This is a genomic window from Streptomyces bugieae, assembly GCF_036352915.1.
Classification (GTDB): Bacteria; Actinomycetota; Actinomycetes; order Streptomycetales; family Streptomycetaceae; genus Streptomyces; species Streptomyces endophytica.
In genome coordinates, this window is sequence record NZ_JAZBJP010000017.1 from 88633 (window position 1) to 115623 (window position 26991).

At 68.7% G+C, this 26991-nt stretch carries 16 protein-coding genes; 9 read left to right on the forward strand and 7 right to left on the reverse strand.

Translation table 11 applies throughout. From position 1 onward, the window contains the following. Nucleotides 1-11: 11 nt before the first annotated feature. Nucleotides 12-7556, reverse strand: a complete 7545-nt coding sequence (locus tag V2J85_RS24205; RefSeq protein ID WP_330822702.1) for a SpvB/TcaC N-terminal domain-containing protein — start codon at nucleotides 7554-7556, stop codon at nucleotides 12-14. A gap of 561 nt (nucleotides 7557-8117) precedes the next feature. Further along, complete coding sequence (locus tag V2J85_RS24210; RefSeq protein ID WP_330822703.1) at nucleotides 8118-10142, reverse strand: phosphocholine-specific phospholipase C; 2025 nt, start codon at nucleotides 10140-10142, stop codon at nucleotides 8118-8120. A gap of 330 nt (nucleotides 10143-10472) precedes the next feature. Here V2J85_RS24210 and V2J85_RS24215 point away from each other — a divergent pair, with 330 nt between their 5' ends. Together V2J85_RS24215 and V2J85_RS24220 are read left to right on the forward strand one after the other, a co-directional pair. Continuing rightward, nucleotides 10473-11033, forward strand: coding sequence for a hypothetical protein (locus V2J85_RS24215; protein WP_261953811.1), 561 nt, complete (start codon nucleotides 10473-10475; stop codon nucleotides 11031-11033). A 112-nt stretch (nucleotides 11034-11145) separates the two neighbouring features. Beyond that, nucleotides 11146-11724: a hypothetical protein gene (locus V2J85_RS24220; RefSeq protein ID WP_261953810.1), complete on the forward strand. Its 579-nt coding sequence runs from the start codon at nucleotides 11146-11148 to the stop codon at nucleotides 11722-11724. A gap of 289 nt (nucleotides 11725-12013) precedes the next feature. Here V2J85_RS24220 and V2J85_RS24225 read toward each other — a convergent pair whose 3' ends face one another. Next, nucleotides 12014-13291: an MFS transporter gene (locus tag V2J85_RS24225; protein ID WP_330822704.1), complete on the reverse strand. Its 1278-nt coding sequence runs from the start codon at nucleotides 13289-13291 to the stop codon at nucleotides 12014-12016. Nucleotides 13292-13346: 55 nt separating this feature from the next. On the opposite strand from V2J85_RS24225, the gene V2J85_RS24230 reads away from it, so the two are divergent. Further along, nucleotides 13347-14357 carry an ArsR/SmtB family transcription factor gene (locus V2J85_RS24230; protein ID WP_330822705.1) on the forward strand — a complete coding sequence of 337 codons (1011 nt, stop codon included), beginning with the start codon at nucleotides 13347-13349 and terminating at the stop codon, nucleotides 14355-14357. A 453-nt stretch (nucleotides 14358-14810) separates the two neighbouring features. On the opposite strand, the gene V2J85_RS24235 is transcribed toward V2J85_RS24230, so the two are convergent. Beyond that, nucleotides 14811-15293: a hypothetical protein gene (locus V2J85_RS24235; RefSeq protein WP_261953807.1), complete on the reverse strand. Its 483-nt coding sequence runs from the start codon at nucleotides 15291-15293 to the stop codon at nucleotides 14811-14813. Between the two features lie 683 nt (nucleotides 15294-15976). Here V2J85_RS24235 and V2J85_RS24240 point away from each other — a divergent pair. Continuing rightward, complete coding sequence (locus V2J85_RS24240) at nucleotides 15977-17107, forward strand: hypothetical protein (protein ID WP_330822706.1); 1131 nt, start codon at nucleotides 15977-15979, stop codon at nucleotides 17105-17107. Between the two features lie 257 nt (nucleotides 17108-17364). Here V2J85_RS24240 and V2J85_RS24245 read toward each other — a convergent pair whose 3' ends face one another. Beyond that, nucleotides 17365-18009, reverse strand: coding sequence for a hypothetical protein (locus V2J85_RS24245; RefSeq protein ID WP_261953805.1), 645 nt, complete (start codon nucleotides 18007-18009; stop codon nucleotides 17365-17367). 418 nt (nucleotides 18010-18427) lie between these two features. On the opposite strand from V2J85_RS24245, the gene V2J85_RS24250 reads away from it, so the two are divergent. Both V2J85_RS24250 and V2J85_RS24255 read left to right on the forward strand, forming a co-directional pair. Continuing rightward, nucleotides 18428-19378, forward strand: a complete 951-nt coding sequence (locus V2J85_RS24250; RefSeq protein ID WP_330822707.1) for a C40 family peptidase — start codon at nucleotides 18428-18430, stop codon at nucleotides 19376-19378. A 194-nt stretch (nucleotides 19379-19572) separates the two neighbouring features. Beyond that, nucleotides 19573-20745: a hypothetical protein gene (locus V2J85_RS24255; protein WP_330822708.1), complete on the forward strand. Its 1173-nt coding sequence runs from the start codon at nucleotides 19573-19575 to the stop codon at nucleotides 20743-20745. Nucleotides 20746-21659: 914 nt separating this feature from the next. Here the strand turns inward: V2J85_RS24255 and V2J85_RS24260 are convergent. After that, a complete protein-coding gene (locus tag V2J85_RS24260) occupies nucleotides 21660-22832 on the reverse strand; it encodes an epoxide hydrolase family protein (protein ID WP_261953801.1) in 1173 nt (390 codons plus the stop codon). A 103-nt stretch (nucleotides 22833-22935) separates the two neighbouring features. On the opposite strand from V2J85_RS24260, the gene V2J85_RS24265 reads away from it, so the two are divergent. Next, nucleotides 22936-23511 carry a CGNR zinc finger domain-containing protein gene (locus V2J85_RS24265; protein ID WP_330822709.1) on the forward strand — a complete coding sequence of 192 codons (576 nt, stop codon included), beginning with the start codon at nucleotides 22936-22938 and terminating at the stop codon, nucleotides 23509-23511. A 148-nt stretch (nucleotides 23512-23659) separates the two neighbouring features. On the opposite strand, the gene V2J85_RS24270 is transcribed toward V2J85_RS24265, so the two are convergent. Next, nucleotides 23660-24625 (reverse strand): phosphotransferase family protein, encoded by a 966-nt coding sequence (locus V2J85_RS24270; RefSeq protein WP_261953799.1) that lies wholly within the window; start codon nucleotides 24623-24625, stop codon nucleotides 23660-23662. 210 nt (nucleotides 24626-24835) lie between these two features. Between V2J85_RS24270 and V2J85_RS24275 the strand changes: the two genes are divergently transcribed. Together V2J85_RS24275 and V2J85_RS24280 are read left to right on the forward strand one after the other, a co-directional pair. Beyond that, on the forward strand, nucleotides 24836-25207 hold the full coding sequence (locus tag V2J85_RS24275) for a hypothetical protein (protein WP_330822710.1): 372 nt from the start codon (nucleotides 24836-24838) through the stop codon (nucleotides 25205-25207). A gap of 69 nt (nucleotides 25208-25276) precedes the next feature. Next, nucleotides 25277-26464 (forward strand): FAD-dependent oxidoreductase, encoded by a 1188-nt coding sequence (locus V2J85_RS24280; protein ID WP_330822711.1) that lies wholly within the window; start codon nucleotides 25277-25279, stop codon nucleotides 26462-26464. Nucleotides 26465-26991: the final 527 nt, after the last annotated feature.

Below are 26991 nucleotides of genomic sequence, written 5' to 3' on the forward strand. Positions count from 1 at the left end.
TTCCACTACGGCTATTTCCAGTACGACTTGACGAATCCGATGCCGGCCCCGACCACCGCACCCACCCCGGCCCCGACCGCGGTACCCACTCCGGGCACGATGCTTCCGACCACGGCGCCGACCCCTGCCCCCGCCGCCGCTCCGGTCAACGTGGCCGCGGCCACCCCGGCGGTCTCACTGCCGGTCTTCTCGGTGACGACCTCGCCCACCTTGCCGCTGACGTACGCGGTGCCCTGAATGCCGACCGCGGCGACAGCCCCCGGCGCACCCGCGAAACCAACGGCCGTCGACACGACGCCGATAGCGGCGTCGGCCTTCTCAGCCGTGGTCTTCGCGGTAGCCACTTGGAGGGCGGTGGCAGCCACCGCCAGCGGGGCCGCCACCTTCCCGACCACCTTGAGCACCGGCGCGGCCGCCTGCAGGGCCCGCGCTCCCGTACCCAGCGCCTTGGCCGCGACGCCGGTCTCGGAGGCCACCTGCGCGGTCGTCGACACGCTCTTGGCGACTGCCGGGGTTTCCGTCACCGCCTGCGCGCTCGCAGCAGCCTGCTCGACCTTCGCGATGGCGGCTGCGGCGGTGCTCGCCGCGGCCTGCTCGACGTTGGCCGCCGTGGACGCGACGTCGTCGATGAAGTCCGCAGCCACCAGAGGACTGGCGTTCAGCGTCAGCAGCTCAGAGCCGTAGACGGCGTACTTCTGGGCGATCTGTCCGCCGCCATACTTGAAGTCGCCGATCGACTCGGCGACGCCACCGAGCAGGCTCTGCCCCTTCGTCAGCGTCTGACCGGCCTTGGCGACCACCACATCGAGGTTGTGCGTCCCCTTCGGACCGCCAGGTGGGACGCCGATGTCGGTGATGGTGCCGCCGATCACGCGCACATCGGCGTAGATCCGCTCGGCGCCTTGGACACCGAGCCTCTGCAACTCCCGCAGCACGCCGCCGACGCGAGCGTGCGCCGCGGTGCCGGCCGGGCTCGCCGCCTTGCTGCTGAAGTTCAGCGCCGTCCGGTTGATGGCGCCGGCGCTGGTGCTGGCGCCGGCTTCGAAACCCGCCTGAGCCCGAAGGAACTCCAAGACGTCGCCGATGGAGTGCGAGGGAGGCGCCGGATTCCTGCCGTCCAGGTCGACCAGCGCGACCGGATTGCCATGGGCGTACTCGTACGAGCTGGCCTGAGGCGTGTCGATCGGGTCGCAGCTGGTCCAGCGGCACAGCCACGGGGCGTAGTAGCGGGCGCCGTGGAAGTACAGGCCGGTCTCGGTGTCGCGCTCCCGGCCGGTGAAGCGGTAGCGCTTGGGCGTCTCGGTCTTGGCACGCACCGCCTGGTAGGCCGTGCCGCCGAAAGGGTGGTACTCCTCGTACGTGAGGATCCGGGCACGCTCGTCCAGTTCCAGCGTGGCGGATCCGAGATGGTCCGCCAGCTGATACCGGACCTGGTGCTCCGGACCGGAATCCGTGCCGCGGGTCCGCCGCTCCAGCAGCGCGACGCGCCGCGTGTCGTCCATCGCGTGCACCGTCTGGCGCTCCAGGGTCACCGCGCCGTCCGCGCCGTACTCCCGGTAGACCTCGAACGGGCCGATGTAGCGGCGTTCGCTGCTTCTCCTCGCCGTTTCACCCTCGCCGCAGGACGAGTCGGTGACCTTGCGGACGCGTTGTCCGGTGGCGTCGTAGGAGTAGTACGTCGTCTGTGGGGTTCCGGCGCCGCGGACCTGCCGGGCGGTGGCCTCCAGCTGGTCCTCGGGATCCCAGCGCAGCACCGGCAGGCCGGGCATCGCGGTGGTGTTCCCCCTGGCGTCGTACGCGAAGTCGCCGTCGCCCGCACCGCTCAGCCGGTTACCGGTGGCCTCCGGTTCCAGCGCACTGGGCTCGGAGTAGCTGAACCGGCGGGTCCAGCCGGGGGCGGTGGACGCTCGGTGTTCCAGGGCCAGCATGTTGCCGACCGCGTCGTAGACATACCGTTGCAGGTAACGCCCCATCGTTCCACCGTCGCCGGGGTGGGCGAGTCCCACCCTGGGCGCGTCACCGGTGTCACCGGGACCGGTCTGGCCGAGGTGTTCCCGACCGGTCGCCTCGATGAGCCGGTACACCGCATCGTAGGTGTAGTCCGCGCCGGGCTCGACGACCCGGTTGCGGAAGAACGTCTTCTGCTGCGCGGTGTCCCGGATCGAGACGATGTTGCCGACCGGGTCGTGGCAGTACGTCAGGTGCTGCACCGTCCTGCGCTCGCGGCGGGAACGCGACCGCTCACGGCGGGACCGCAGCGCGGTGAGTCGGAAGGTCAGCGGGTCGTAGGTGTAGCGGGTCCGCGCGCCGTTGCCGTAGTCGATCCGGGTGCGCTGCCCGCGGGCGTTGTACTCCACCGCCGCGACCAGCACGGTGTCCGTACCGTCGGACGTGACCACGAGACGCTCCAGGAGGTTCGCCTCGTTGTAGTACGGCCGGACCATGGTGCCGTCCGGGCTGGTGATGCTGATGGGGCGGTCCAGCGCGTCGAAACGGGTGCGGCCGGTGTAGACCTCCTCTTCGAGCGCGACCTCCTCCCGCCAGTCGGGCGCTCGCCGGTATTCCACCGGGAAGCGGCGCGTCGCCTCCAGCAGGTTGCCGCGGAAGTCGTAGGCCTCGTGGGTGCTGACACCGGAACCGTCGTGCCGCCGGAACACCCGGGTCCGCAGGTTGCGGGCCGGATCCTCGCCGTATTCGGTCTTCTGGTGCAGAGCCTCACCGGCGAGGCCCGGACCACTGACGTAGGCGCGTACCGGACGGTGGCCGGAGTCGTACTCGGTGCGGAACCGGAAGCCCCTGCTGTTCCAGGTACAGCGCGGGTTGCCGAGCACGTCCGGCAGCAGCGCCCCGGTGCCGGAGTCGATGCCGGCCCGGCTCACCTGCATGCCCACCATCGAGTAGTCGTGGCGGATCGTGGCGCGGCCGAGCGGGTCGCGCACCTCGCGGACGTTGCCCTCGACATCCGTGGTCGTCCGGGTCACCAGATGCTCCTCGACGAGCGTCCCGTCCTTGGCGTGCCGGTTGTGCGCCACGGTGCGGAACGGGCGGGCGAGGGAGCCGAGATGGGTGTCGGTGGGGGTGTCCGCGTGGCGTGCGGCCTTCTCGGCGGCGCGCCGCTGCTCGGGGCCGAGGGCGCCGTCGGCCCGTGCGGCATGCCATGTGGTCCACCCGGGCTCCGTGGCCAGCAGTCGGCGGACCTGGCCGCCGATGTCCGGATCCTGCCGGGGGTCGGTCAGCACGGTGTCGTTGCCGTCCCACACCCGCTGGCGCCACGGGTCGAACGCCGTTTTCGCATAGGTGTGGTCGGGATGCAGGGTGCCGATCACCCGCTCCAGCGGGTCGTAGAGAAGCACCGTGCTCACCCCGGCCATGACCGCGAACTCGAAGGCGTGGGTCTCGGTGAAGAACGGTTCGAAGGTACGGACCGGGTTGCCCTTGTTGTTGAAGATCGTCCATCCGGTCCCGGCCCAGCGGGGCTCGACGACCGGGCCGCCTTCGGACAGCGGCCCGGGTTCGGCCTGGACCTTGGACTGGACCTCGCGTCCGAAACCGTCGCCGTAGGCGATCGTGTGGGAGATCCCGCTCTGCTCACCAGGGGCGAGATCGGACTGGTGGGTGCGCCGGGCGAGGGTGGCGACCACGGCCGGTTCCCCGCGCAGCCGGAATGCCGACTCGTCGTAGCAGAACCTGGTCCCCGCCGACCTCAGCAACGCGGGTCCAGCTGCGAGCGGATCGGCGAGGTACCGGGCCACCAGCGCGGGTGACGGGTCGGGGTCGAAGCCGTCCAGCGAGTCCCCGAGGGATTCCTCGCGCTTGCCCATGGTCGCGGTCCCGGCGACCCTGGCATGCGCGTCGTAGGCCACCTGGACCCGGTTGCGGTTGGGGTCGGTGACGAGGGCCGGCCGCAGCACGCGGTAGTCGTTGCCCTGGCAGAGGGTCCTGCCGTCGGCGTCGCGTTCGCCCACCGTGTAGCGGTTGCCGAGCTGGTCGGTGCTGTCGACGAGGAGCAGGTCGTAGTCGTCGTAGGAGACCGTCGAGGTCTCACCGAGCGGATCGGTGAACCGGCGGGGCAGGAAGAAGTGGCGTTCGGCGTGGTCCAGTTCGCTCGTGTCCGCTGGCGCGTACGCGGTCCGTGCCGAGGGAATCCACCATCCACCCTCGTGCCGCAGATATCCGGCGGTCCGCAGCATCGGCTCGTCGACCCGTTCCCCGTACAGCGCGGTGACCAGTCCGTCGGGGAAGGCCAGCCGGTACTCCTGGTAGGGCAGCGCGCGGGACTGGAGCGTGCCGAGGGGCAGCGGCCCTGAGAGATCGTCGCTCCGGTACAGGGTGCGTACGTGCTCGGTGAGCCGGAGTGCCGGTTTCGGCGGCAGCGCGTCCCAGTCCTGGTAGGGAATCGTCTGGTCGATGCCGGCCAGCGCGCGGGTCAGCTCCGCGTGGGTGAACCGGGCCCCGGCGGTGGGGATCCCCCCGGACGGAGTCTTGGGGAGGAGCCCCAGCACTTCGAAGGCACGTGTCCGGCAGGGCAGGGGTGCCCGGTGGCTGTCGGGTTCCTCGACGGCGTTGGTGTAGTCGTGGTCGGTGAGCACCACATGCGTGCGCCGCTGCGGCCCCGCGTCCCGCTCATCGAGATCGAGGGAGGGGCCGGTACGGCCGTAGCCGACGGTCACCGACCGCAGCACGTTGCCGTATGCGTCGACGGCGAGGGTCAGTTCATGGCCGATCCGCGGGTCAAGGGTGCGCTCGTAGTGCCCGGTCAGGGTCTCCCTGGGATGTACGTCGAAGACCGCGTGCCGCATGCCGGACGAGTCGGCCTGCGGGGCAGCTGGTTGCACCATCCTGATCAGATGGTTGTGCTCGGTGACACGGTACGGGCGCCCTTCGGCATCACTGCCGTCGAGCGCGTACACCTCCGTTCGCAGCACCGATCCCTTCAGGGACCGGCATGCCTGCCGGGCCTCGTCGGCGGTCAGGCCGTCCGGCAGCACCGTGTCGGGGAGCAACAGGTCATCGCTGTGGTACTCGCGTGCGAACTGCCGTGAGATCCGCTGTCCGGGGAGAAAGGCACCCGTGTGGAACCAGGTCCGGGTGAGCGTGGGTGGCCGGTACGTGGCCTCGTCCACATCGCCGGCCTCGGCCAACGCCTCCAACGCCTCGGTATCGGTCTGCTCGACCATGCCGAAACCCCGGAACTCACGCTCCGGCCCGTCGAAATAGCCATGGTGGTACGCGTACCGGCTGACGAACCGGTGACGACCGATCGCGTCCACCGTCTCCACCCGCTCGACCACGTGCACGACGAACGGCAACCGGGTCAGCCAGGGGCGTCCGGCGGCGGCGTCCTCGGCGTAGAAGCGGGTCGAGGGGGCGTAGCGGATATGGGTTTCGGCACCCAGGTTGTTGCGCACCCCGGTCAGCAGATGGGGTTTGCCGCCGCGCATCAGGTCCAGATAACGCAGCTGCCGGCCGGAGTCGGCGGGCAGTGGCGAGGACCACACCAGACAGCCGGTGCCGGCGCCGAGCAGGTCGATCACGGCGACCTTGGACGCGTTGTCGATCCGGGGAAAGGCCACGGGCAGGGGGTGCGGAGCACTCCATGCGTTGCCCGAGCGGTTCAGGTAGACACGGACCCCGTCGCGGTGCAGGTAGATCAGGTCCGTCGGACCGGAACCGTCGACATCGGCCAGCCGGATCCTGGCCGGGTCGAACTGGTCCGGATGGTCGAGCCGGGGAGCGTTGTCCATGCTGACCTTGGCGCCGAACCGGCCGTATCCCAGGTTCGGCCAGTAGCAGATCTCGCCGTTGCGGATCCGGACCAGATCGGCGAGCCCGTCACCGGACAGGTCCGCCAGGTGGATCGACGAGGAGCGGTCGGCGAAGACCAGCCGAGGCCCGGCTTCCTCGTCCCTTGCCGGCCAGACCCGGCGGCCGGTGTCGAATCCCTCCTCGCCCAGCGATCGATACCAGGTCCAGCCCGGTTCGCCGGTGACGAGCACGTCCGCGCGGCCGTCGCCGTTGAGGTCCACGAAGCGCAGGTTCGGGTCGTCCCACGCCAGGTTCGGCCGGGACCGGAACGGCCGGAACACCTCCCAGTCCTGGTCGGACCGTTCGGTGAACCCCGGTGTGGGGCCACCGAAATCCACCACGGCCGGGCGTCCGTCGCCGTCCAGGTCCAGCAGCTCGGTCCGGCCGCCGGCCGGGTGGCTGCGCACCACGCGCATCGGCCCGAGGTGGCCACCGCCGAGGTTGGGCTGGTAAAACCAGGTCCCGGCCTGCTCGGTGAGTAACCCGGCCAGCCCGTCGCCCTCCAGGTCCGTCCATCGGTAGGCCGATCCGTCCACACCGATCGGCGCGTTCGCCAGGTCAGCCGCGTCGAGCGTGCGTATCTCGGTGTCGATCTCGGCCTTGGAATAGGAGAATTCCAGTGGCGGCAACGACCTGGTGAGATATCCACCGGAAGCCTGCCGCCGCCAGCCGCTGTGTGACACCGACTCCAGAAACGCGCCCGTCACCCCGCCCCGCTCGGCATCGCCGCGATAGGCCAGCTCGGTGGAGCGCACCAGGCAGTCACGACCGACATCGGGCTCGTCCGGGAAATGATGGAACATCAGCACCCGTCGGCAGAGCCGGTAGCCGCGCATCTCGAATCCGGCCCGGTAGGAGGAGAACGGGTCCAGCCGACAAGTCCAGGGCCGGACCTCGACCGTGCTCTCGTCGTGTTCTCCATAGTCGAACACGACCTCGAACAGGTAATCCGAATCATCGGAGACCAGCCGGGAAACCGTGTTTCCGTAGTGGATTCGCTTCAGATACCGGTTCGCGGCGCGACCGGCCGTGGTGCGGTTGCGTTCGCAGGCGGCATCGAGATCGACCCCAGCGTCGTCCTCGGCCTTGTACTCGTAACGGATCACGTTGCCGACATCGTCATGACTTTCACAGATCAGCCAACTGAAGACCCGGCGCGCGTCGGCCGGGTCGGTGATACGGCTGGCCGCATCACGCCCATAGACAGTGGTGACGTTGTCCCGACTGATCGAGCGCCAATGGACTTCGCCGGAATGTACGTGGGTCCACCGCTCGATTCGCGCATGGATGCCTTCCACGCGCGGTCGGTATCGGCGCACCACGTAATCCGCGCCGTCCACCGTGCGCGACTGATGATGCCGGGTCCACTCGCCGTCGCGTTCGACGAGGACGGGAACCAGGTCTTCCGCGCCGGCCAGGATGAACGTGTCCTCGACGTCGTCGGCATAGGCCGGGATGCCCTTGTCGGTCTTGCGAGTGATCGCCGGAAGCCCCGTCCCCCAGCCGATCCCGAACGGACCGTTGCCGGCGGCCGAGTCGTAACCCAACGTCAGAGACGGGCCGAACCCGGACCGTCCCGGGCTGAGTGCGAGGGGAACCGAGAGCCCTCCGGTGCCGGTGACCAGGTTCGCGGTGAACTTCTCCCCGATCCCCCGGATGGCGCCGCCGCCTTTGGGCAGTGAGATCGCCGGCCCGTTCCGCAGGCCCGGGGCGGTGTCGCCGGAGGGCTGCGGCGGCGTGGTGGCACCCACGACGGGTGCGGACCCGTTCGATCCAACTCCACCGAGCACGTCCGCCTCCCTGGGGGATGTGGCGTACCGGATACCGGACCAGCGGCTCGGCATAGGGCCGAGACGGCCGTCCGGATCACCATCACCGGCACAATGCACTGAGCAATGCTGTACACCACGTCCGTGGACGCGACCCGCGGCAGCTCCAGATCAGAGTTTGTTGAGCGGCATCCTAGGCACCTGAAGTCATGAGTGCTCGAAAGTTTCGATATTGACGTCTATTCGACAGAATATGAGCGAAATAGGGCTACCTCTTCGCCTTTGGTGTGGGCGCGGATGGTCGAGCTGAGCTGAGCTGGGCCGGTCCGCGGGTCCCGGCGCTCGCGCACGAGGCAGGCTGCGGACAGCAGACCGTGAGCCGCTGGTTGCACCGCATACCCGCATGGCATGCCCTTTCGGAACAGCCGCTGACGGCCGGCTCCTCCGTGCTGGCTGCCACCGACAAGGCCTCACCCGGCCCTCATCGGCGGCAGCCAGCAAGGTCATGCCCAAGTGCGCCCCGCCGCACCTGTATCGCCGGGATCAGCCGCTGACGCTGGCCGTGCCCGTCTCCACGTGCCCGGTGAAATGGCGCGACCAGGTCGCGTCGGAATCGACGGTCACCGTGAAGTCGTACCAGCCGTTCTGGTACGCGACGGCATTGAAGTAGCCCTCCGTCGAAGCGCCGGCGGCGACGGTGTAGGTCCAGGGGCCGTCGCCCCGGTAGCGGTTGGAGGTGATCGTGAACCTGACGGAGGACGAGCCGGTGTTGGTCATCTTGAAGTAGAGGGCGAGCTTGCCCGTACCGGGTTCCACGGCGTAACGGGTGCTCACCTCGGCGGACTTGCCCGCCTTGGTGGCGTCGCCCTGGAAGCGGCGCAGGAAGCGGTTGGGGCCGACCATCGTCAGGTCGTACTTGCCGTCACCGTAGCCCGAACCGATGTTGAAGTAGTCGGACGCCGCACCCCCGGCATCGACGGTGTACTGCCAGGGTGTGGTGTCCCGATAGGCGTTGGGGTGGATCGAGAAGTGGGCCGCCCGTGCTGCCGGGTCGCCCTGGTTGGCCATCGTGCACCACGCGAGGATCTTTCCGGAGGAGCCGAACTCCAAGCGGGACAGGTATCCGTTGGGCTGGTACGGCAGCGCGCGGGCCGGCCTGGTGCCGGGCTCCTGGCTGGGCAGGGCGTTGTTCGTCGGCGCCGGATTGGGCAGCGGAGCACAGGTACCGATGCCGATGACGCTGGTCGCGGGGAACGAGACGGGTCCGTGGACCGGATTGGCGAAGTTGAAGACACCGGTCAGGTCACCGCTCACCTTGCGCCGCCACGCGCTGATGTTGGGGCAGTTGGCAGGCTTGCCCAGAGCCGCGGTCCAGGTCTCCAGGAAGCGGAGCACCGAGGTGTGTTCGAAGACCTCTGAGGAGACCCAGCCGCCGCGCGTCCAGGGCGAGATGACGATCATCGGGACACGGAAGCCGAAGCCGTACGGGACCCCGTTGAGGTACTCGCCGTCGGTTCCGGCGGGTGGCACCGGTGGCGGTACGTGGTCGAAGTAGCCGTCGTTCTCATCGTAGTTGAGGAACAGGACGGTGGAGTTGAAGACGTCGGCGTCCGCCGCGAGGGCCTGGTAGACCAGGTTGACGAAGTGGGCGCCATCGCCGGGTGGGGCATAGGGGTGTTCGGAGAAGGCCTGGTTGGGGACGATCCAGGAGACCTGCGGGAGGGTGCCGGCGAGCACGTCGGCCTTGAGGGGGGCGGCGATGTCGTCGGGGGTCGAGCCGGTCACCTTCGGCACCGAGGACATGCCGCGGTCGTACAGCGGCTCGCCGGGCTTGGCGTTGGCGAAGTTCGTGAAGTACGCACAGCCGTTGTCCCCATAGTTGTCGGCCGCGTTCTGGTAGACCTTCCAGGTCACCCCGGCAGCCTGCAGCGCCTCGGCGTAGGTCTGCCAGGTCAGGCCCGACTCGTCGCCGCCGTCGTGGCTGGACGAGTCCACCTTGCCGCTCCACAGGTAGGTGCGGTTGGGGCCGGTCGCGCTGAGCGTGGAGCAGAAGTAGGCGTCGCAGATGGTGTAGTTGTCGGCGAGCGCGTAGTGGAAGGGGATGTCGGAGCGATCCAGGTAGCCGAGCGAGCGGACGTTGCCCACGCCCGTGACCCAGTTGTCGAGGCGGCCCATGTTCCAGGCAGAGTGCTGCGAGGACCAGGAGTGCGGCAGGTCGCCGTTGCACTGGGCGAGGGTCTCGCTGTCCTTGCCTCCCGCCGGCAGGGTGGAGCTGAGCTTCCACGGGTATTGCCGGCCCAGGCCGTTCGGCTGGTTGAAGACCGAATGGCCGCCGCTCAGGAGGATGCCGCTGCGGTCGTCGAAGCCACGGACGCCCTTCAAGCGCCCGAAGTAGTGATCGAAGCTGCGGTTCTCCTGCATGAGGATCACCACGTGCTCCACGTCCTTGATCGTGCCGGTCGCTGCGGCCTGGACCGCGTCTGCCGTGCGCGTGCCGGCGCCCAGCGTCACGCCCGCGGCCACAGAAGCGCCCAGCCCCACGAAACCTCTTCGGCTGATCGGTGTCATTCGCCCCGCCCTCGTCATCAGGAGTGCCTCTGTGGCACGTCGCGCGACAGGGTGCCCGTAGTCGTCGTAGCGGTCCATACCGAAGGGCAAGACCGAGGTGAAGAGAAGTTGTCATCTGCCCGCCTGGCCTGATCCGTACCCGGGACACCGCGTCCACCGGCCTGCTGGTCCCACGACTCAACCGTGGGAACGAAGGCCGGCGGGGCTCCCCTCGATCCAGCCGGTGTTCAGGAATGAGTGTCGACGCTGCCCCGATCCACCTGCGCTCCCTCCGGCGAACGCCAGCTCCCCAGTACAGTCTCCGCAAGCCGAACGGGTCCGGGGGGCGGCATGGGTAGCTCAATCAGCGAAGTCGCGGTCGCAGTTCTGGGCATCGGAGGCACGCTCGCGTCAGCACTACTCACGCAGCGCAGTGCTGACCGGGCCAGGGCACGTGATCTGGAGCATGCCAAGCAGCTCAAGGACCAGGAACGCGAGTACGCCACTCGACAGGCTCAGCTTGAGGCACGACGAACAAGCTACGCCGCCCTCAACGCCGGCGCCCGTGACTACATCACCGTGGTGACGAACTTCCTCCACGCCCTGCAAGCGGGAGAGGTGACCGAGGAATTACGGTTGGACCTGGACCGGGCCCGCCGGGACCATCGCTTGCGCCACGCCGAGGCCCAAATGATGCTGCCCGATGAGGTGATGGCTGCGGCCAGTACGGTGAACCGCGGCTTCGGCGATCTGTACGGCTTACTGAAACGGCTCGACAGAGGCGTCGCCGGACAGGAAGAGAGCGTGGCAGCCGCCCAAGAGGACACGCGAAGGCTTTGGGACGCCTTGTGGAGAATGCGCCACGTCATGCGGGTCGACCTTGGAATCACGACACCCGCGGAGGAAGGCTAGGCGAAGTCGTTGAGGGCGAAGCAGGCGACGCGGCACTTTCCGCCGTGCGGCGATGACCGGCACAGGCGCTACCTCCGAACTGCCCCGTCAGAGCCCCCTGTAGGGTCCACTCGTGCAGACTTCCGAATCACTGCTCGACCGGCTCAAGGCGGACCCCGAGGCCGCGCAACTGGCCGATTTCCCCTTCGAATTCGACACTCTCGTCGCGGCCTTCGGCCCTCTCACCCACGTGGAACCGGTACGTCTGGCCTCCGGCGCCCCGTTGGACCCGATCGCCAAGGACCACGGCGGCGGCACGTACTTCCTCTGCGGTGAAGGCGACGACGAGGACCGCCCGGTCCTCTTCGCCGACTCCGAAGGCTCCGCCGGGCTGATCGGAACCAACCTCCGTGACGCACTGCTCCTGCTGATCGGCCTGCCGTGCGCCGACGAAGCCCTGCACTGGGAACGGGAGGGCCGAACGATGGACGAACAGGCCCTCCGAGCTCTCCGCGACGATGACGACGCGGAATACATCGAGGCAGCCGAGCTGGAAGACTTGCCGGGGATGCGCGCCGAACTCCTCGACCGCCTCGGCCTGGCCCCGCTCCCTCCCCTGACCTGGCTGCTGGAACGCGCCCGCGCTGCGGCCGCCCTCGACCCCGAGTACGTGCTCATCAACGAGCACGGCAACGCCTACCGCCAGGATTGACGGCACCCGCCGACTCAGACCGTGTCCCATGAGGTGAGGCTCATCAGGCGTTGGTAGCAGCGCCGTGGCTCTCGTCAGAGCAGCCCGTGCGCCCCGGCGCCACCAGCCCCGAGGCTGACGGGGGTCCCAACAAAGTGAAGCCACGCGATGGTCCGCTCGACCACCCATCGGTGGGTTCCCAGTCCGGATCCTGGAGCCGGTCGCCGCTGCGCCGCGGCGGCTGGGCACGCTCATGGAAGCCACGCCGGGGCCGGCTCTCGAGCGTGCCTCCGTGCTGCACCTGCCCTGGTCACGGCGCGGGTGCCGCCGAGGCTCGGGAGGGTGGCGTGGTGGTTACCGGAAGCTCGCGCAGTGTGCGGACGGGGGAGCAGAAGACCGGGAGGAAGGCGCAGGCCATGCAGATCGCGCCGGCCCAGATTGCCATGTGTACGCCTGCCGTCTGGCCGATGAGGCCACCGAGGGCGGAGCCGATGGCCAGGGCGCCGGTGAGCAGGAATCGGAAGGTGGCGTTCATGCGGCCGAGCAGCGGGTCCGGGGTCATGCGCTGGCGCAGGGTGACGCCGAGGACGTTGTTGATGCCCGTCTTGGCTGTGGTGACGAGCCACCCAGCGCCGGCCACCCAAAGCCACGGCCCGTCGTCGACGAGCCCGACGGTGAGTGCGGCGGGTGAGAACCAGAGTCCGGCCAGCCCCAGGGTGCGACCGTGGCCGAGGCGGGCGGCGAGGCGGCGGGCGACGCCGGCGCCGAGCAGGGTGCCCAGGCCGCCGGCCGCCCAGTACGCCCCGAGTGCCCCGGCGGGCAGGTGCAGTTCGTGGGTGAAGAGCACCGGCAGCATGGCGTTGATCATCTGTGCGCCGAGGTTGCTGAGGGTCGCGGTGAGCGCCAGCGCGCGCAGCTCGCGGCTGCCGAGGACGTGGCGCAGCCCTTCCGCTATCTCGGCGCGCAGCCGCTTCCGGTCGGGCGGTGCCGCGGCGGGAGCGTGGCATCGGCCGATGCCCGTCAGGCCGGTGGCGGAGGCCACATAGGCGAGGGCTCCGCCGAGAATCGCCAGGGGCGCCGTGAAGAGCTGGACCAGGACACCACCGGCACCGCGGCCGGCGATGCCGGCGCCGGCCATCAGGCTCACCAGCGCCGTGTTCGCCGGCGCCAGGCGTTCGCGGCCGACCAGTTCGGGCAGGACGCTCTGCGAGCCGACGTCGAAGAACACCGTGGCGCAGCCGTTCAGCAGCACCACCGCGTACAGCTGCGGCAGTGACAGCACACCCAGCCACCATGCGACGGGGATCGAAGCGAACAGCACGGCGCGGAGGGCGTCCGCGGCCACCAGCACTCGGCGGCCGGGCAGACGGTCCACCCAGGCGCCCGCGGGCAGTCCGATGAGGAGGAAGGCGGCGGTGGACAGCGCGGCCAGCGCACCGGTCTCGCCGGGGCCCGAGCCGAGGGTGGTGACGGCGAGCAGTGGGATCGCCACATAGCCGGCATTGCTGCCGAGGTGGCTGAGGGCACTCGCGGCGAAGAGTATGCGGAAGTCGCGCAGCCGCCACGGGGAACGGGGTGCTTCGGTCATGCGCCGTACCGTGCAGGACCGTTGACGACTTCCCCATTGTTTTATCCTGAGCTAAATGATCGAGATCGAACTCGGCCTGGAGGACGTCGCCCGCACCCGCTTCGCGATCTCCCCGCTGTGGGAGGTGGTGGCCAGCATCCGGGTGCTCAAGGGCGTGGACGCACACGGCCTGCACCGCACCTGGGCCGACCGGGCACGGCAGCAGCTGGCGGCGGCGGAAGTCGACCTCAGCCCGTTGTTCGACCTCGTTCCGGTGCCGACGGGCTCGGCCCACAGCGGCCGCATCCCGGGGTTCATCTGCCCGCCGCCCACCACCCCGCTGCCATCACTGGACATGGAGCTGGCCACGGTCCGGGCCACCCCGTCGGCGCTGCTGCACACGACGGCCGAGGTACCGCCCGCGCGGATGGCGGCGCTGCGCGCGGACCCCACAGCCGAACTCGGGCGGTTGGCCGACGCGATCGAGACGTACTGGGAGCTGGCCCTGGCGCCGTACTGGTCGCGGATCCTCACCCTGCTGGAGGGCGACATCCGCTACCGCGCCGGCCGCTTGGTCGAAGGTGGCGCCCAGCACCTGTTCGCGGACCTCGACCCACAGGTCACCTGGGCGGGAGGCACCCTGCACGTGGCACACCGAACCGCGCACGGAGCGCGTCAGCTGGCCGGCCGGGGGCTGTTGCTGGTGCCGTCCGCCTTTGTCTGGCCGCGCGTCTTCTCCGTCCTCACCGAGCCGTGGCTGCCCTCGCTGCGCTACCCCCCGCGCGCCGTCGGCACGCTCTGGCAGGCGCGGCCCGCGACCGTCTCCGACGCCCTGGCAGGGGTGCTGGGGCGATCCCGCGCAACCCTCCTGACCGAGCTGACCGCCCCCGCCTCGACCACCGACCTCGCCCGCCGCACCGGGCTGACTCCCGGCGGTGTCTCCCAGCACCTGACGGCCCTGCGCACCGCCGGCCTGGTCAGCGCCCACCGTGCAGGCAGAGAGGTGTTGTACGCACGCACCCGGGCCGGAGAGATCGTCGTGGAAGCCGCGAGCACAGGATCACCGCCGTCTACCGCCCCCGCGTGAAACCAGCGGTCGCCGGTGCGATCGGGCCCCGTGGGCCAGCAACAGGCCAACTCAAACGCCAACGAGCCGACCCAAGCGCTCAACCACAGCAGGTCGAGTGCTCGGTAAAGCAGGCTCGCCAACCATCGCGCACATGCGCCCACTACGGCGAGTGTGACTGAGCACGCTGGTGGGCACCGCTCGCCAAGTAGAGCGCTCGGGGGTGCGGCGTGCATTCGGCTCGGACCTGAATGACCGGACGGCCTGGGGACCGGTCTACCAGCAGCCACCGGGGTACGTCGTCCGGTCGCCAGGATCACGATCCACCGCTGGAGTACGAGCCGCCGCAGGTAGGAGTCCAGTTCGGCGCAAGCCGTGTCCAGCAGAGCGTTAAGTCGGAGCCTGCACTGCGGGTAGGACCGGCTGCACGACAGGGACCGCGAAGGGAGTTGACGTGATCGCCCGCGGAAGGAATTACTTCCGGTCAGTGCCGGACCTGGCCAGCACAAGGGCCAGAACGAGCACGAAAATCAGGACCGGAAACGTCCAGAGAGTCACCTGCGTACTGAAAGAAATGGCAAGAAAGGCCGGGACGAGCAAGACGCAACCAACGGACTTGAGCGCCGACTTCTTGCGCTCCCGTCTCTGTTCCTCGGCCTCCTGTTCCTTCTCCCACTCAGCCTCCTGCTGCTGCTTCTGCTGAGCCCTTCTTCGCTGTTCAGCCGCTCGCTCGGCCTGCTCGGCCGCTGCAGCTGCCTCGGCCGCCCTCGTCGCCTCAGTAGCGGCGTAAGAGCGAGCGATCTCCTGCGCAAGGCGGGACAACTGGGTGTCACTGACGCCCCCCTGCATATGGACGTCTCCGTGAACATCCCCGAACTGCCCTACTACACCGTTGACATCGCCCTCGATGCGGTTGTGGACCCGCCCCGCACCGGACTCCTCAGAGAGCTCCCCCATGCATCTGAAGGTACGGCACGTCCCTTGCGGCTGTCACGAATGGCGGGGTCGTTTGCGGGCGACCGCTTGCGGGCGGATTGAACGCCCGGTTGGCAGGCCGCGGTGCGGCTCCGCAGAGCCCCGGGCCCCGCTGCGCGACGAGCTCCCGCTCACAGGTCACCACGGCCCGGCACCCGAAATCGAGAACTCTATCCGGCAGATGGAGGATGTTCCTCCGCTTGCCCGCGCCTACGTTGACGGTGCCACGGTGGTCCGGGCGCACGGGGTGGACCGGTGCTGCTCGGGGGCACCTGACCGGCCCGAAGAGCACAGCTCACCGGAGCGAGGACCAAGAACCATGACCGCTGAGATGCCCCAGAGGCCGGGGCCGCCAACGACCGTCGCGGTGCCGGCGGTTCCGGTTACGGCGCCGGGAATCGTGCAACAAGCAGCAGCCCGCATTTCACCGAATTGCATAGCCGCCTGCTGCACGGTCACCTCAGCGTGAGGTGGTCACCGTGCCGGAATCACGAAGAAGGACGAAAGGGAAATGGTTCATGCCCACTGAACAAGTCCCACAAAGTGCGACGCGAAGAATGCCTGCGCTCCTGGCGGTCGCACTCACCATACCGCTGTCACTGCTGGCTACCACGCCAGCTCATGCAGACGACCCCTCGTGTGACAAGAGTTCCCACACCGGGTGCATGACCATCGCCCGCGTGCAGCACGAGGTCACGGGGATGGCGCGTGCCGCGAACCCGAATGGCCCCGTCGATCTGCTCAATGACGGCTCATCGGACAGCAATGACGTCGTCCTGCGACCTGATGGCACGGCGATAAGCGATCAGTGGAGCTTCAAGCCCAACCCCAAGAACGACGGCAGCTTCCAAATCGCCAACAACATCCCCAGCAAGAGCGGCTGCGTCGAAATCGACGAAAATGGCTTCCTCACCATGACCGCCACCTGCGATGACACAGACCAGAAACAGCTGTTCTACGCCGAACCGGTCACCGACGTGGCCAATACCTACCTGATTCGGCGCGTCGACAACGACGAATGCGTCTCGTCGTATTGGGACCAGTACGCCTCCCCTTACGCCGGCGGTGCCGCCCTCCAGATGAATACCCGTGGCTGCACCGAGGGAGTGGGCGCCAGCGGGGGAGACACCACTGAGCAGTGGACCGTGACTGCGGCCCCCGGTGACAGTCCAAGCGGCCCGACCCTCGACGATCTGGCGACGCAGTACGCGCTGACCCAACGCAACAACGGATCCGGCGTCATCACGGCGAGTTCGTACACCATCACCGACGACTCCCAGCCCGCCCACCTCGGGCCCTACCAACTCGTTTCCACATCGAGTGACCAGCAGGGCTCCTCCCCCGTCTGCACGAACTCCAGCGGGCCTTCCGGCGGCAACTTGAGCTGCTCCATGAACTGGTCGCAGTCCAGCGCGAACATGGTCAGCCAAACAGACACCCTCGGCGTCAATGTCACGATCGGACCGGGATCAGAGGCCAAGAGCCCACTGAAAGCCGACGTCCAGCTTGGATACCAACACACCTGGACCGAGACTCAGACCACCACTGAGGCATCGGGCACCAGTTACGCGATGGAGGTTCCGCCCGGCCAGACAGCGTGGCTGGCGCGAGCCTTGGCTCTCAAGACGACCACCGGAGACTGGACATTCAGCAACGATGCCGGGTCGACGTGGACGCACCACATGACCGTCACCATGCCGGTGGAGGGGGTCGACAATGTCCACAGCGTCATCGTGAAATGCACCACGGACTCCACGGACCCCGGGTGCGCCTCCTCCAAGCCCGGTGGGGTGTAGTCAGCCGGAGCGAGTCGCCCGTGCGAAGCCGGCACAGTCACCCGTCGCCGGCGAATGCTGCGGTGGCTCCTTGCCCATCCGTACGGTCAGTGCACCGAAGGCGAGCTGAAGAGGCTGGTTGTGCCTACCGGGCAGGTGGTCTGTGGCTCCGCGGGCTGATTGATCCCGGCTGCCTCGCACATCCGAGGCAGCCGGGATCGGTGCCGGCGAGCCGCTCCCCCGAAACGCAGAAAGCGCCTGCCGCCTGGGCCGAAGGTTCAGCGGTACAGCTTCTTGGAGGAGGTGTAGATCATGCTTCCGACACCGGTCATGTTGCCGGCGTGGGACCAGCGTTCCTGGCAGTTGGACCACCGCTGGTAGCGCTTGATGGCCCAGGTCTGCTTCCAGATACCGCGCTTGGCGATGAACATGCTGCTGGCGGGGACGGTGTACTCGATGGTCTCGCCGTTGCTGATGTCGGCGGACAGCTCCAGCTCGAAGCCCAACATGGCGGTGCCCTGCTGCTTGTTCTTCTTGTTGATCTTCGCCCTCGCCTTGCCCTGCATGCTGGGCAGGGAGGGCAGGTCGCCGGTGAGCATGCCGCGGGCAGAGTAGGTGTGGGTGAAGGTGAACTGGTGCTTCTGCTCGGTGGAGGCGCCGTTACGCCAGGTGATCTTCTCGGGACGGCTGTCCCAGCCCTCGCGGATCAGGATGGGCGTCACGCGGTCGACGGGCTGGCAAACGTCGCCGCCCTGCTGCACCTTGCTACCGGCGAGGGCAACCTGGCCCGAGGTGCCGCCCTGGCCCGAGTCGGCGGTGAACACATCGGTGACCGAAGTGCCGGCGACAACGCCCGCGACCAGACCGCTGGCGAGCACAGCGATGATCAGCGGTCGGGTCTTGCGGTGTGTGACAGCAGACATGCGGATCTCCTTCGAGGAACGAGTCGGTGAGGTAGCCACCCCTGCGCGGACGCTGAGGGGTGGGCCGTGTGGACGACTGCTCGCCCCGGTCGTCGACACCGGCAGATGGCGAGAGTGGATGCGGCGGACCCGGAAGCGCCGTCGACGTCTGGCGCGGTCCGTGTGGGCCGGTCGATGGCAAGAGCGTGCCGGGCAGGTCAGCGCGGGGCAACACGTCATGGCGGACGGGACAGTCCAGCATTGTCTGTGCAGGTCAGCGGCACCGTCCGCGCCTACGCGGCCCACCGTTGTCAGGGGGCTGCCAGCACTGGACGGACCGGGACTGTCCCGGACGGGCGAAGATCTAGCGGGACACCTTTGAGACGAATCAACCTCCTTGCCGGGCCGCGAACTACGCGGTCTTTTCGAGGAGGTCGTCATGGGACAGCACACACTCCTGCCTCGGCGGCAGGCGCCGAAGAAGCAGACCGCGAGGAAGGGGCTCCGGTCGGTGCCGGTGTCGCACCGCAGGCCGCGCACCCCCGGCGTGGGCGCGAAGAAGATCCGCAACGGCATGGCCGCAGTGGCAGGACTGGCTGTGGGGTTCGTGCTCTCGGTGCTGGCGGGCGTGCTGCTGGCCGTGCACGGCCCGTCGGACTCCTCCGCGGCCGGCGAACCGTCACTCACGCTGCGGCCGGAAGCACCGGCAGTGCCCAAGCCCGCCAAGGCGCACCCGGCCAAGCCCGCCGAGCCGGACTCGGCCAAGGCCAAGCCCGCCAAGGTCAAAAAGATCGTGCTGCTGCCCGGTGCCACGCTGTGGGAGCTGGCGCGCACGCACGGCACGACCGTGAAGCAGTTGCAGCGGCTCAACGATCTGGGATCGTCGACCCTGATCTACGCCGGGCAGTCGCTGCGCGTTCCCGTGAAGCCGGACGCCTCCACCTCCACCCGGCCGGCGGCGACCACACCGTCGGTGACCGCGCCTGCGCCGGGCCGGCAGCCGGCCACGACGCCCACCGCCAGGCCCGCCAGGCCGACCAGGTCCGCGGCGGGCGCCGTGGCCTATGCCCGAGCGCAGTTGGGCAAGCCCTACGTGTGGGGCGGTGCCGGGCCTCGCGGCTTCGACTGCTCCGGCCTGGTGATGCGGGCCTGGCAGGCGGCTGGGGTGACGTTGCCCCGCACCACGTGGGGGCAGATCCACGCCGGGACCGCCACCACCCGAAGCCGACTGGTGCCCGGTGACCTCGTCCTGTCCTACGGCGGCGGGCACGTCGGGCTGTACATCGGTGACGGCCAGGTCATCCACGCCCCCCGGCCCGGCACCGTGGTCACCGTCGCGCCTCTCCCGGACCTCGCCCACGTGGTCGCATACCGCCACATAAACCAGTGAACGATCCGCAATCAGTGCGGATGGCCGGTCCCGGACAGCAGCCAACCCCGATGTTCGAAGGTGGCAGACAGATGCTGGAAAGAGCGCTCATCTACCGATCAACTCCCTTTAGGCTCCCTTGGTACTCACAAGACAAGGGAGTGGTGATGGGACAAGGGCCCGACCCGGCAGTGGCAGAGCGCCCTGCACAGTTCATGGAGCTGATGCGGCAGTTACGCCGCTGGGCGGACCTGAGTTACCGGCAGCTGGAACGCAACGCCACCGACGCCGGCGACGTCCTGCCGCGCGCGACCATCTCCGCCGCCCTGAGCCGCGACGAGCTGCCCCGCGCCGAACTCCTGGCTGCCTACGTTCGGGCGTGCGGCGGCGACGACGACACGGTGGCCGCATGGCTCGACGCCCGACGGCGCCTGTCCATCTCCGGCAGCGCCGCACCAGAGTCCGCCGGCGAGGACGCAGCGCAGACCGCTGCCCAGGAAGACGACGCCGCGCCGCACAAAACGGTGCCGGTTCCCGTGGGAGCAGCCGCCCAAGAGCACAACCCGGACACCGACCCGGCCGACGAACCGACCTCCGGCGACCCGGCCGATGGCACCACCGATCCTGCAAGCGCTCAGTCGAATTGGCGTCGTCAGGGACCGCTGGTCGCTATCGCCGCGTGCACCGTCGTGGGGATACTGGCGCTGGCACTGTTGCCGTCCAACGACGGTTCGGACGACGGTGCCGGCGGCGCACCCACGAGCACCCCGCACGGTAAGGCCTCGCCCAGCACACGTTCCAAGCAGCCGACTTCTTCGCCCACCGAGCACCGAACGAGCGACACCAGGCCCTCAGTCTCCCCCACTGTCTCGCGGGACGAACAGGACAAGACGGCCGCTCCCCGTCCCAGCCACAGCCCCACGCGGGCCTCCGCTCGGATGCCGGCTTCCGGCTGGACCCGCATTCACCCGGCATCCTCCCCCTCCCTCTGTCTCACCGAGGGACGCGAACGCAACGGTCGCACCGATCGGGAAATCGCCGTTCAGCACTCGTGCGCGGACGCCCCGCTGCCCCGCGTCTACCTCGAAAAGCTGACTGGGCAGACCTACCGCATCCAGTGGCACAACCCCGACCCGAGCAAGGGCATCGGCTGCCTGGCCGTCGACGGAGCCTCGACCGCCCCCGGAGCACTGCTCGCCCCCCGGGACTGCGAGGACAGCAGCAGCCAGAAGTTCCGCCTGGAGGCCTCCGGCAGCGGCCTTCGACTCCGGCCACTGCACAGCGGCCTGTGCGTGGGATTCCTGCCCCCGGTCACAGACGGCGCCGAAGCCGTGCAGGCCAACTGCACCGGAGCCTCCAGCCAGGAATTCGCCTTCACCGCAAGCTGAGACCGCGAACCACAACGCCCGGAGAGACCGACGGGGAGCAGCAGCTGCCGCGTAGTGGCCGGACCCGTCGCGGGCACTCCGCTCAGCCCGGCACCGCCGTGGCGACCGGTCCGTCGAGCCCGACTGCCGTGGCGAGACCGAGGCCAGACCGCGGCACCAGCCCGCTGATCAGCCCGGACACATCGTGGACCTGTCCCGGACAGTCCCGGACAGCCTTGTGCGCTGACATCCCGAGACTCAGGGGAGCAAGGTTGGACTGTCCGACCGACGGGAAATCCGGAGCACTGGTGACCCGTCCAACGCCCGTCATCACAAGTGGAGTTCACCTATGAGGATGCGCTTGGCCGTCGCGGCGGCTGTTCTGGGTGCTACCGCCGCTGTAGCCGTGCCGGCGACGGCGACAGCTGCCCCGTCAACAATCTCATCGTCCTGGTACGACACCGGAGAGACATACAACAAGAAGGCCGCGTGCGACCGCGGCGGTCAGTCGTGGAAGGACAGCAGCACCAACGTCATACGGTGGCGCTGCGACTGGACTTCGACCAGCCGGTTCCACCTGTACCTGTTGCTCCGCTGATCCAGGTACCTCGAACGGTCCGTCCCTCCCCAGGAGGGCGGACCGTCGTCGTGTTGGCGGCCGGTGAAGTAGTGGGCGCGCTGCGCCACACCGTCGCCGCCCGCGGCCGCGGACCGGCCCCGGCCGCCCTGCTCCTCCCCCCCCCGCGAACTACTCCTTCGACACCGTGGCAGTGTTCGGGGCCTTGCTGACCGCGGCTGCGGCCACAGCGTTCCGTCAGGGTGCGGGTCTGCGCGAGGGCGCAGAGGGCTTGGTCTCGATGAACTCGGTCCGGAAGCCGTCGGGCAACGCCTTGAGCCGGATCAGGCGGTGATCGAGTGCCGGCACCCATCCGCGTTCACCGATGAGCGGCCAGCACTGCCGCGAGGCCCTCTTGCAGATCCTTGACGAAATACTCGGGAACCTCCAGCGACGGGAAATGTCCCCCGCTTTCGGGCTCCCTCCATCGGACGATCTGCCGGTACCGCTCCTGCGCCCAGGCACGCGGACACTTCTCGACGTCGCGGGGATACATAGTGATCGCTGACGGGACGTCGACCCGAAGTTCGGGATCGAGCGAGTTGTGGCTTTCGTAGTAAATGCGGGCCGCCGATGCGCCGGTCCGGGTCAGCCAATACAGGGTGACGTCGTCGAGAATGCGGTCTCTGGAAATCGTCTCGAACGGGCTGTCTTCGGTGTCGGACCACTCGGCGAACTTGTCGAGGATCCAGGCAAGAAGCCCGACCGGTGAGTCGACGAGCGAGTAGCCGATGGTCTGCGGTCGGGTCGCCTGCTGCTTCGCGTACGCCGCGCGGTGGCGCCAGAAATAGCGGGTCTCCTCGGCCCACTTGCGCTCGACCGCCGTCAGCCCGTCCATTGTCAACCCGGGCGGGCCCTCCGCGAACGTTGTGTGGATGCCGAGAACGTGCGCCGGGAACCTGCCGCCGAGAACCGTGGTGATATTGCCTCCCCAGTCGCCGCCGTGGGCTGCGAACTTGCTGTAGCCGAGCCTTCCCATCAGTTCCACCCATGCGGCCGCGATCTTTTCGGTTCCCCATCCGGTGGTGGCCGGCCTGTCGCTGTAACCAAAGCCTGGAAGCGACGGGACCACTACGTGGAACGCCGGGGCGCCTGCGTCCTTCGGATCTGCCAGCTCGTCCACAACATCGATGAACCGAGCAATGCTGTCTGGCCAGCCGTGCGTCAAGATCAGAGGGGTGGCATCCGCGCGCGCGGATCGGCGGTGCAGGAAATGGATTCCCAGATCATCAATGGTCGTGCGGAACTGGCCGATCCGGTTAAGACGCTCTTCGAACGACCGCCAGTCGTACCCGGTGCGCCAGTAGTTCACGACATCGACGAGGTCGGCGAGAGGGACGCCCTGTTCCCATCGGCGAGGGCCGGGCGCGGCGCGATAGACCGTCTCAGCCTCCGGTAGTCGCGCCGCGGCCAGTCGCGCGCGCAGATCGTCGAGGTCAGCGTCGGTTGCGTGGGCTTCACATACTTGCACGTCGCTGGTTGGACGGGGCATGAGACCTCCTGGCCATCGCGGAACCGGCTACGACCTGTCGCGAACCGGCTAAGACGGTTCTAGCAGTTCCCCGAGCCACGCTGCAACCGGCTAAGGTGGTTCCATGCGTGCTGGATTCCCTGACTTCCGCCTCGGTACTGTGCTGGCGACCAGCTTCACGGGGACTCTGTCCGAGCGTCATGGCGACGCCGTGGAGCGCATCCCCACGCCGCAGCGACTCGTCGACTGGCTGACGGTGAACGGCCTCCCCGTGGGCTCCTGCACCACTGCCCAGCTCGACCTCGCCCGGGAACTGAGGGAGTCGATTCACGCCGCCGCGACAGCGGCCGCGACCCAGGAGGCTCTCCCGGCGTCTGCTGTCCAAGTCATCAATGACTGCAGCGCTCAGGGTCGGGCCGCAGCGATCCTGACGCCCGAGGGTGAGCGGCGATGGCGACTCAGCTCGGCTTCCTGCGTGGAAGATGCCCTCAGCGTGATCGCCGCCGACGCGATCAGCATCATCGCAGGCGAACGAGACGGAAAATTGGCCTTGTGTGCATCACCCACCTGCCAAGCCGCCTTCTTCGACGCCAGCCAAAGTCGCACCCGCAAATGGTGTGACATGAACACGTGCGGGAATCGTCAGAAGAAAGCGCGCTTCAATGCCAACCAGCGCAAAAAACCCAGATCAGCGGAGTGATCGCTACCCTCGCCGTCTCGATGAGCTCGGTCTGGAAGCGAACACATCGGCTGTGATCACTGCCACTCACGAGCCAATCGACCAACCAAGACGTGATCGCAGCCGGACCTGGCGCACACCGCCGGCCCGCACCTCGGGCTGCTTCGGCTCAGCCCAGCGTGTCCATCAGGGCGGTGACATAGGCATCCAGCCGCTCCTCCACAGCCCGCGTCGTCAGCTCTGTTCTCCCAGCCTCCCGCCATGGCTGCGCCACCTGCTGCACTTCTTCTGAGAAGGCCAGCCCGCTCCGCACCAGCCAGTACAGCCGCGCGCTCGCGTCCGCGGCCAGCACCCCGCCGGCCTCCTCATACGCCTCGGCGAACCGCAGACCCCAGGCCGGGCCGTGCAGCAGCGCGAGATTGGTGGAGCAGTGCGCCACGTCGAGATCCGCCGGGCCCCAGGAGGTCTGTGCCCAGTCGACGACGCCGGAGATCCGGGCATCTGCCGACCCTGGGGGCGACACGTCGAACAGCACGTTGCCGGGTTGGAAGTCCCGGTGCAGGAACCGTCCTTCATAGGGCGGCGCGGGCTTGCGGATCACGTCGATCGCCGCGGCCCATACCGCCGCGTCGGCGCCCTTTGGAGTCACGACGGTGTCGGCGGTCGTCAACGCCACATACTCCCGGGGCCGCTCGACAGGTCGCAACGCGTGGATCGCGACGAGTTGGTGGGCCAGCAGAGGGACGCGTGTCTCCAATCCCTCATCGTCGAGGACCGTCCGGCCCGCCAGATGTGTCATCAGGAGCGATGGATACTCGCAGTGCGCGGCGGTCGGATCAACCGCGATCAGTCCAGGAGCCGGCACGCCGGTCCCCGCGAGCAGGGTCAGGGCGCCGGTCTCCCTGTTCAGCAGGTCCTCGGCGTGCCCCACGTAGAACGGGTCGACGAAACTCCGCAGCACCAGGTGACGGGTGCCTCCGTCCCGCGCACCGATGGTCAGCCTCCGCATTTCGGCAGTGATGCCGCCGTGCAGCGCCTCGGTCCTGACGATCCGTTCGCCGACCTCCAGATGCCTGCTCACCCAAGCCAGGGTCAACGGTCGGACAGCCGCCACCTCATCGTGGTTGGTCACCATGCCACCTCAACATCGGACGGCGGCACGCACAAGAGGTTTTCCTTGAAGGTGATGGCGACACTGCCCTGTTCCTCTCGGAGCTGCCGCAGCCACCGTTCGGACACTCACATCCAGCCGTGGCCACTGCCTGGAAATTCCCCGTTCCAGCGGAGTCTGGCATTGGTCGCGGGGAGCCATCTCGCAGTGGGCCCGCGAGGCTGGTCGTCCGGTATGTATGCCACGGTCGCCTGGCATTCGCCCCAACGGCATCAGGTGACCCAGCCGACCGAGCACCAGTCGAACGAGTACCTCGACCGCGTGGCGATCGCGGAGTTCATCGGCCATGTCGATTCCGACCCCGGCGACGACACGCGCCGGTTTCACCTGGCCGCGTTCGCGCGCCTCAAGGACTCCGACTACACCAGCCACTTCGTTTTCGCCACGCCCGGACAAGCGATCGTGCCGGGCAAGGAACTCGGCCTGGATGGACCGTTCATGAGGAGCGGGTTGGGCTGTTGCTGTCGCCGGTCTCTGTCATGGTGGCCCATCGGTGCGCGAGGCGTCGACCGGCCTGGACGAGTTCGAGCGGGCGAACGTCAGTGAGTTCGGCATCGAAGGTGGCAAGAATGCCAGCGATCCCTGGCGGCGGGGTTGCGTCGTCGGGGTTTCGAGGTGGCGGCGTTCGACCGCGACACCGAGGTCGCGGCGACGAGCGGCTACCACATCACCCTGGACGAGCGGGCGCAGTCGGCGCTGCGGGAGCTGGTGGCGCCGGAGATCATGGAGCGTCTGCTGGCATCGGCCTCGGCGCTGCGGCTGCGCGACCGCGATGCGTTCTGGGACCGGCGAGGCCGGCTCCTCGGCCACGGGCCGGACCTCAGCAATGATGCCGGCGTCGACATCGACCGCATCACCCTGCGCACGCTGCTGGCCGAGGCGGTCGGCGATGACCTGCACCTGGGGCGGACCGTGTCCGGCATCGGCCACGGCGAAGACGGCACACCCCAGGTGCGGTTCACCGATGCCGCACCCGTCACGGCTGATCTGGTGGTGGGCGCGGACGGTACCCACTCCCTCGTCGCCCGGCACCTGGCTGGAGGCCCGACCAACCGACCGGCGGGCATCATCGGGTTCTCCGGCCGCACCTCCCTCGGAGACCTGAGCCTTGGTGAACAGCAGCGGCTCGGACCACGATCGGGGCTGGCAATAGGCCCTCGGGGCGCGGCGCTCTACGTCGGCTATCTCGACCCGGTCGGCAACGCCGTGCTCGATGCGCCCGAGCTGCGGATGTCCGTCACCACCGGACCCACCTACGTCTGGGGCGGCATGTTCCCCGAATCCGCCGCCACCGACGCCCTGCGTGGTCTGCGTGACGGCGAGTTGCAGGCCGCGCTGCTGGACCGGTTCCGTGCGCGGGGCTGGGCCGAGCACGCGCTCGAGGTCATTGCCCGCGCCGACCCGCACAGCGTGGCCGCATTCCGCTTCAACGCCGCCTCGACCCGGGCATCCGACCTCGCACCGTGGCCCGCAGGCCGGATCACCGCACTCGGCGACGCCGTCCACGCGACACCACCAACCGCCGGAATGGGCGCCAGCGCGGCCATCCGCGACGCCGCCAGCCTGCTCATGCGGTTGAGCGAAGCCGCCGACGGTGCCAGCACTCTCACCGTGGCCGTCAGCCGGTTCGAGGCAGGTATGCGCCAGCGCGGCAGCGAGATCCTCACCCTGGCCATGAAAAAAGTCCGCTGGATCCTGGCCACCGAAACCAGACTCGGTGCCGCTGCCACCGCCGCGACCACCCCGATCCTGGCCACGGCCGCCCTGCTGCGCCGACCTCATCGTCGTGGGCCGTCGCGGTGAGGCCATCACCCTGACAGCCCACGACGACCCCAGCTGGGACTCCGCGGCGCACTGAGACGAATCGGCCGGTGGTGGTGCGGGGAGCCCGCACCACCACCAACCGCGCCGCCCCGGCCCCGGCGGCCGACCCCGCGCTCGTCGAATAACGCGACGGGGAGCAGACGCTCAACGGGCCCCTCGGACGCGGTTGTTCGGCGCTCGACGGTGCCTTCGGTGGTGCGGCTGCAACTCCGACCGGAAATGGGGGTGCGCCCGAGGGTCTGTACGTGACCGTGCACATCGCCGACTGGCAGCCCGGCCGCGCGGTATTCGACCAGTGCTATACGGCGCGATTCAAGTGCCGGTTTCCGTCACGGTGACATCCGGCTGCCCGGCCGCCCCCGCCCCGCCCCGTCCCACCCTGCTGTACAGCGCGCTCGCGGGGTTCGACTGCGGCACGTACTCCGAGCGGCCTGCAGCGAGCGGCTGACCGCTCTCGCCTCCTGGACGACGCAGACGGACGGCTCCGCTCGCAATCAGCGACGGAT

What these genes read in the sequence shown, in the direction of transcription:
- V2J85_RS24210 (WP_330822703.1), bottom strand. Translation starts at nt 10,142, where the DNA reads ATGACACCGATCAGCCGAAGAGGTTTCGTGGGGCTGGGCGCTTCTGTG.
- V2J85_RS24215 (WP_261953811.1), top strand. Translation starts at nt 10,473, where the DNA reads ATGGGTAGCTCAATCAGCGAAGTCGCGGTCGCAGTTCTGGGCATCGGA.
- V2J85_RS24225 (WP_330822704.1), bottom strand. Translation starts at nt 13,291, where the DNA reads ATGACCGAAGCACCCCGTTCCCCGTGGCGGCTGCGCGACTTCCGCATA.
- V2J85_RS24230 (WP_330822705.1), top strand. Translation starts at nt 13,347, where the DNA reads ATGATCGAGATCGAACTCGGCCTGGAGGACGTCGCCCGCACCCGCTTC.
- V2J85_RS24235 (WP_261953807.1), bottom strand. Translation starts at nt 15,293, where the DNA reads ATGGGGGAGCTCTCTGAGGAGTCCGGTGCGGGGCGGGTCCACAACCGC.
- V2J85_RS24240 (WP_330822706.1), top strand. Translation starts at nt 15,977, where the DNA reads ATGACCATCGCCCGCGTGCAGCACGAGGTCACGGGGATGGCGCGTGCC.
- V2J85_RS24245 (WP_261953805.1), bottom strand. Translation starts at nt 18,009, where the DNA reads ATGTCTGCTGTCACACACCGCAAGACCCGACCGCTGATCATCGCTGTG.
- V2J85_RS24250 (WP_330822707.1), top strand. Translation starts at nt 18,428, where the DNA reads ATGGGACAGCACACACTCCTGCCTCGGCGGCAGGCGCCGAAGAAGCAG.
- V2J85_RS24255 (WP_330822708.1), top strand. Translation starts at nt 19,573, where the DNA reads ATGGAGCTGATGCGGCAGTTACGCCGCTGGGCGGACCTGAGTTACCGG.
- V2J85_RS24260 (WP_261953801.1), bottom strand. Translation starts at nt 22,832, where the DNA reads ATGCCCCGTCCAACCAGCGACGTGCAAGTATGTGAAGCCCACGCAACC.
- V2J85_RS24265 (WP_330822709.1), top strand. Translation starts at nt 22,936, where the DNA reads ATGCGTGCTGGATTCCCTGACTTCCGCCTCGGTACTGTGCTGGCGACC.
- V2J85_RS24270 (WP_261953799.1), bottom strand. Translation starts at nt 24,625, where the DNA reads ATGGTGACCAACCACGATGAGGTGGCGGCTGTCCGACCGTTGACCCTG.
- V2J85_RS24275 (WP_330822710.1), top strand. Translation starts at nt 24,836, where the DNA reads ATGTATGCCACGGTCGCCTGGCATTCGCCCCAACGGCATCAGGTGACC.